This is a genomic window from Thiobacillus sp. (assembly GCF_024708915.1).
Genome location: NZ_JANJXQ010000134.1, coordinates 1 through 5,119, shown reverse-complemented (window position 1 = coordinate 5,119; position 5,119 = coordinate 1). Strand labels below are relative to the sequence as shown.

Annotated in this window: 6 protein-coding genes and 1 pseudogene; 1 reads left to right on the top strand and 6 read right to left on the bottom strand. The window is 65.5% G+C overall.

Annotated elements, in window-relative coordinates; translation table 11 throughout:
• The 5 genes and pseudogenes from Q0L94_RS09865 to Q0L94_RS09845 all read right to left on the bottom strand — a co-directional run.
• A pseudogene (locus tag Q0L94_RS09865) lies at positions 1-153 on the bottom strand (integrating conjugative element protein); the annotation flags it as partial.
• A complete protein-coding gene (locus Q0L94_RS09860; protein ID WP_296752939.1) occupies positions 150-740 on the bottom strand; it encodes a transglycosylase SLT domain-containing protein in 591 nt (196 codons plus the stop codon). The pseudogene Q0L94_RS09865 and the gene Q0L94_RS09860, both read right to left, overlap by 4 nt.
• On the bottom strand, positions 722-1,447 hold the full coding sequence (locus Q0L94_RS09855) for a TIGR03759 family integrating conjugative element protein (protein ID WP_151609203.1): 726 nt from the start codon (positions 1,445-1,447) through the stop codon (positions 722-724). The genes Q0L94_RS09860 and Q0L94_RS09855 overlap by 19 nt, the downstream gene beginning before the upstream one ends.
• Positions 1,448-1,461: 14 nt before the next feature.
• The gene (locus Q0L94_RS09850; protein WP_168728112.1) at positions 1,462-2,106 is read right to left on the bottom strand and encodes a hypothetical protein; all 645 of its coding nucleotides are present in this window, start codon (positions 2,104-2,106) and stop codon (positions 1,462-1,464) included.
• A complete protein-coding gene (locus Q0L94_RS09845) occupies positions 2,103-2,687 on the bottom strand; it encodes a PilL N-terminal domain-containing protein (RefSeq protein WP_151609205.1) in 585 nt (194 codons plus the stop codon). Before Q0L94_RS09845 ends, Q0L94_RS09850 begins: the two co-directional genes overlap by 4 nt.
• Positions 2,688-3,156: 469 nt before the next feature.
• Here Q0L94_RS09845 and Q0L94_RS09840 point away from each other — a divergent pair, with 469 nt between their 5' ends.
• Positions 3,157-3,657, top strand: a complete 501-nt coding sequence (locus tag Q0L94_RS09840) for a GrpB family protein (protein WP_217354764.1) — start codon at positions 3,157-3,159, stop codon at positions 3,655-3,657.
• Positions 3,658-3,882: 225 nt separating this feature from the next.
• Here the strand turns inward: Q0L94_RS09840 and Q0L94_RS09835 are convergent.
• Positions 3,883-5,119 (bottom strand): DEAD/DEAH box helicase (locus tag Q0L94_RS09835; RefSeq protein ID WP_296752933.1); only part of this gene is annotated, 1,237 nt, incomplete at its 5' end.

Below are 5,119 nucleotides of genomic sequence, written 5' to 3'. Positions count from 1 at the left end.
GAGGTTGAGGGCTTCGTAGTACGGCAGCGCCGACGTGCCGCCACGGTCTTCGACCACGATCAGCGGTTCGCCGGCGCGCGAGGCCAACGGCAGGCCAGCCAGCAGCATGAGCAGGCCCGTGAACGCGAGATGGGCCGGATGGGGTTTGGTCATGGGGAACTCTCCTGGTGCGCGGCGAGTACCGCGGCGGTTGGGCGCGCGCCCTGCACTCGGGCAAGGTGGCGCGACACACAGCGCCGGTAGCGGGCGGCGGGCTCGCCGCCAGCGGGGCGGTGGTAGCGGCCGATCGCCAGCAGCCAGTCCTCGCCGGGGGTGTGCTGCTCTTTCAGGATCTCGGCGGCAATGGCCAGATTGCGGTACGGGTCCAGCAAGTCGCACGGACTGGTGAAGCGGTGCTTGTGGTAGCCGAGGTTGATCTGGCCCAGGCCCGCGTCGATGCGTGTGTGCGGTGTGGCGCGCATCGCCTGCTGCAAGCCAGAGCAGGCATCGGCCCGCGTGGCGAAGCGGCGGGACTGGCCGGCAACGTTGAGGGACCACGGCCAGGGAACGATGCGCCCGTTGCGCCGGATGCCGCTCTCCTGCAAGGCCACGGCGTAGAGCACGGTCGATGGGATGCCTGCGCGCTGGGCAGCGAGTTGGTAAGCCGGTGGCGGAACCTCCTGGGCCAGGGCGGCACCGGCATACAGGCCGGCAGCGAGCACCAGTGCGCGAAGGGGTACGGCTACGGCTGGCGCTGCCATTGGCCGTTCACTTCGCGCACGGCGGCGGGCAGATCGCCGGGCAGGCCCAGCGACAGCCAGCGGCCACCGTCGTGGTTGAGCGTGATGCTGCCGGCGCGCACGCGCGCCGGGTCGATCTGCGCGCGCTTGGCCCAGTCGCGGATGCGGGCATCATCCTGGCGGCTGCCCACCATATACAGGTCGAACTCCGCGCCCGAGGATTGCAGGCGCTGCACGAGCTGCCCGCAGGCCGTGCAGCCGTCCTTGACGAACACCGCCATGCGGCCGCTGCCACGCGCGATGCCGGCGCTTGGCTTGTCGTCGGGCAGGTTCACGCGCTGCATGCCGGGGTTCAGGCGCTGCCAGGCCTCGTCGTAGGCGCGCTGGTAGGCGAGCAGCTTCTCGACGCGGCGCGCTTCCACCTGCACCTGCAGCTCGGCGTAGCGGCGCCGTTCTTCATCGGTGCGGGCCTCGATACCCAGGGCAGACAGCGGGTCCAGGTTGGGCGACTGGATGCCCAGCGGCCCGTCCATCAGCTCGCGGTAGCGAGCCCATTCCTGCGGTTGCAGGCCCCATTCACTGGCTGCCCGGTCGTCCAGCACAAGGGCGGCCAGCGGGCGCTCCTGGCTCTGTGCATTGCGCGCGGGGGCCGTGGCGGGCTGCTGCGCCCAGGTCGCCCACTGCACCGACGCCAGGACGAGCGCACAAAGGAGGATCGACGGCTTCATGGGGTGTGCTCCTGTCAGGGAATCGCCACGCGGCGCGTCTGGTCGCCGGCCTGAAACACCGCGGCATTGCCCTCGATGGCCTGCAAGCGCCATGGGCCGACCGCATCACCGGGCAGCAGCACCTGGAGCTGGTCGGGCGTGAAATCCCCATTGGCCGGCGCGACGGACACGCTGCGCTCGCCCGCGCGCAGCTCGGCGCCGACGACGCGGCACGGCAGCGGCTGCGGTTCGGCCTTGGAGGCGGTGGCCGGGCGTGATGCGCGCGGCTGGGCGGGTGCTGCGGCGCGGGCGGCGGCCTGGCGCGTCTTGATCTGCTCGATCTCCGCTCGCAGTGCTTGAAGATCATCGGCGGCGGCATAGCCGTTCAGCGACTTCTCCACCTGGGCGGCGCGTGCTTCCAGGATTTGGCGGGTGTCCTTGAGGTCAGCGGCCGTTGCGACGGCCGGGCGCTGCTGGATGGCCTCGATCGTCTCGGCCAGGCCAGTCGCCTGCGCTTCGAGGCGCTGCAGGCGGGAATCCAGCCGCTCCTGGTCGGTTTGGTCGCGCATCGCCAGATAGCCGAGCGCCACGATGACGCTGAGGCCGATCAGCCAGAGCCAGAACAGGCTCTGTACGACGACCGCGGCAGTTGAGCGTTGAGCGGGATGCAAGGCATTCATGGCTGGCCTCCCGAAACCGCAGGCGCCAGCGGGAACGTCTGCACCGCCGCGGTTGCGGTTGGCACGGGGGTGTTGTCGCCGGGCCGCTCGAAACAAATCTGCCGCGCGCGGTCATCCGCGTGCAGCTCCCAGGCCGGACCAGCCAGCGTGAGCAGCGCATCGCGCAAGGTCATGGGGCCGAGGTGCAGGTGTGCCGCCGGCAACGGCAGCGCGTACAGCTCGATCACAGCATGCGCGTTCTGGCACAGGCTGTAGCCGCTGCGCTTGAGCACATGCCGCACCCCATCCCCGACCGTGGCGCGGGCATCCTCGGGCATGGACACGTCGATGGTCTGCAAGAGCAGGTCGCGCTGCGCCGCCATGGGGGCCAGTTCGACCAGTGTGTAGCGGGCGTAGCGCACAACCGGGATGTACTCGGGCGCTTCGGGTTCGGGCGCGGCCGAGACTTCCTCGATGGTGTCGGGCGCGACCGGCGCAGTCGTCGTCGCGCAGCCACCGGCCAGCACCGACCACAGTAGGCCGAAAAATCCCGCCAGCAGGCGGCGTTCGGGATGGTGAAACCAGGGTGGAGAGGGGCACATAGCTCGGTGTCCAGAAACATCGAGCCCTCACCATCGCCGCTCGGGCCACGAGCGGCAGCAAACAATGCGAACCAGGCAGCGCCCGATTTGCTAGGAGCGACAAAAGATGGTCGGTGACGAGTCCCTGGGGAAACTCGCCAGGGAATCAAAACGTTATATTTGGCACACTACTTCCGCTCAGTTTGCAGAGCGGAGATTTCATGGGCTAGGAACCATATAAGAGCGGCGCAGTAGAAAGCTAAGCGCGCTGTATCGGAGTCGATTACCAATGACGGCCAGCTCATTCTGTTCATCAAAACGCGCTCGATCGCTGCGTCAGAACCGAGGAATGCACAGCAGAGTCCCGGTTTGAAAGTCAGATCTCGTGGCTCGTCGGCTATCTGTCTGGCTGATAAAACCAACAACGAGAGACAAGCCTTAATCGCACTTCTTGAGGAACCGGATGTTACCGTCAACGATGCCTGTCCGTTTGGCACCTCATGACCCGCGCTGGGCGAACCAAGCGGCGAACGAAGCAGAGCGACTTAAACAGGGCGTGGACTCGATCCTCCAAGTCCATCATATCGGCTCAACTTCTATTCCGGGAATCGCCGCTAAGCCCATCCTCGACCTTATGCCGGTCGTTCTGAACTTGGCCGCATTGGATAGCGAACGATCTGCCGTTGAAGCCCTTGGCTACGTATGGCACGGAGCCAACGGCATCGAGGGAAGGCGCTATTGCACCCTACATGATCCTGAAACGGGTGAGCGCCTCATTCAAATTCACTGCTTCGCGGATGGAGACGCCGCTATCCGCAGACACCTCGCTTTCCGCGATCTTCTGCGTAGTTCGCCGAGCCTCGCAGATCAGTACGAACGGGAGAAGTGCCGATGTGCAGCGCTACATCCCGAAAACAGTCGTGCGTACTCTGATTGCAAGGACGCTTGGATTAAGCGAATCGAAGCGGAAGCATTGTCTCGCTTTTCCTAGCCTCAACTTCAATGTCCGCTTTCGCGCGGCTGTACCGGCGTACGGTCGCGGCAAGCATGGCCCATCAGCATAGCTTCGGGGGCGCGACTTGGCCCGCGCCTAACTTCTTGAATCCCCGTCCTTGATAAACCTGCTGTGGCGGGCTTAGGCGAAATCCAGCGCAACGCCGAGCTGGAGCCATCGTGAGACAAAAAAACGGCCCCGAAGGGCCGTAAGTGGAAGGCATCACGCGGCGACAAGCTGCCGGGCCAGTGCGACCTCGACGGAATCACCGTCCTGGTTCAGGACATCAAGCCCGGATTCGGGCACGTCGCCCGAGGTGGACTGCGAGACCATGATCTTCTTGGCCATCAGCTCCAGGCAGGTCATCTGCGAGGAACCGGCGTAGCCGAGGTAGATCACACGCACGGGCTGCTTCTGCCCGATGCGCCAGGAGCGGCGTGCCGCCTGTTGGAGGCTATATACGTTGTAGCCCGACTGCATGAACACGATCGTCGGGAACTCCAACAGGTCCAGCCCCGTCTTGACCAACTCGGGGTTGGTGATGAGCACGTCGATGCCACGGTCCAGTTGCTCGGCGATCCAGTCTTCGCGACGGCTGGCATCCACGCTTGCGCGCAGCACCGCCACCCGAAAACCTTCCTGTTCCAGCAGTACCTTCAGGCGTGACGTCGTGTCGCGCGTGCCGGTATAGACCGTGTAGGCCAGGACCTTGCGGCCCTGTGCCTTCTCCTCTTTGCAGATGTCGATCAGCTCACGCTCCTTGGGGCTGATCTCGAACTCGTTGAACTGAGCCGGGACAAACGCCAAGGTGTTGCGCGTGCGCGGATGCACCACGGTCTCCGACCGGAAGCAGCAATCCGGCCAGGCCAGCAGCACGTTGAGGACCACACCCAGCAAGGTCGTATCGCGTCGCGCCAGAGCCTGTTTCAGCTCCGCGGTCAGCCGACCCGCCAGATCGCGGTAGGCCGCGGCTTGCGCCGTGTCCATCGCGACTTCGCGGAACTCCTCGTCATACGGCGGCAGGACGTTGCCGCCGATGTCCTTGAGCTTGAGGAAGATCGTGAACGGCAGGATGCAACGAAGTACGCCCTTGGGGCCGAAGCCCGGGGCCTTGACCGTGCGCACCGATACCTTGGTGCCCTTGGCCGTCTTGTGCGCCGTGCCGGTGCTCTCGGAATAGATGTCCTTCAAGACCCCGTGATCGCGCATGAACGCCATCGCGGCCGAGGTCATGCTGCCGCTCGTGGTCGGGCGGTAGCCGTCTTCGATCATCCGCCCCGGAAGGGCTCGGAACAGCAGGTGAAAGAGATCATCACCATAGCCGCCCATCAGCGTGCCGGTCAGCAGCAAGGTCTTGCGAGCCTTCGCCGCCAGCACGCCCATGGCCTGGCCTTGGGCACTGCCACCGTTCTTGTACTCATGGGCCTCGTCGGCGACGAGCAGGTCGAACGTGCCTTGC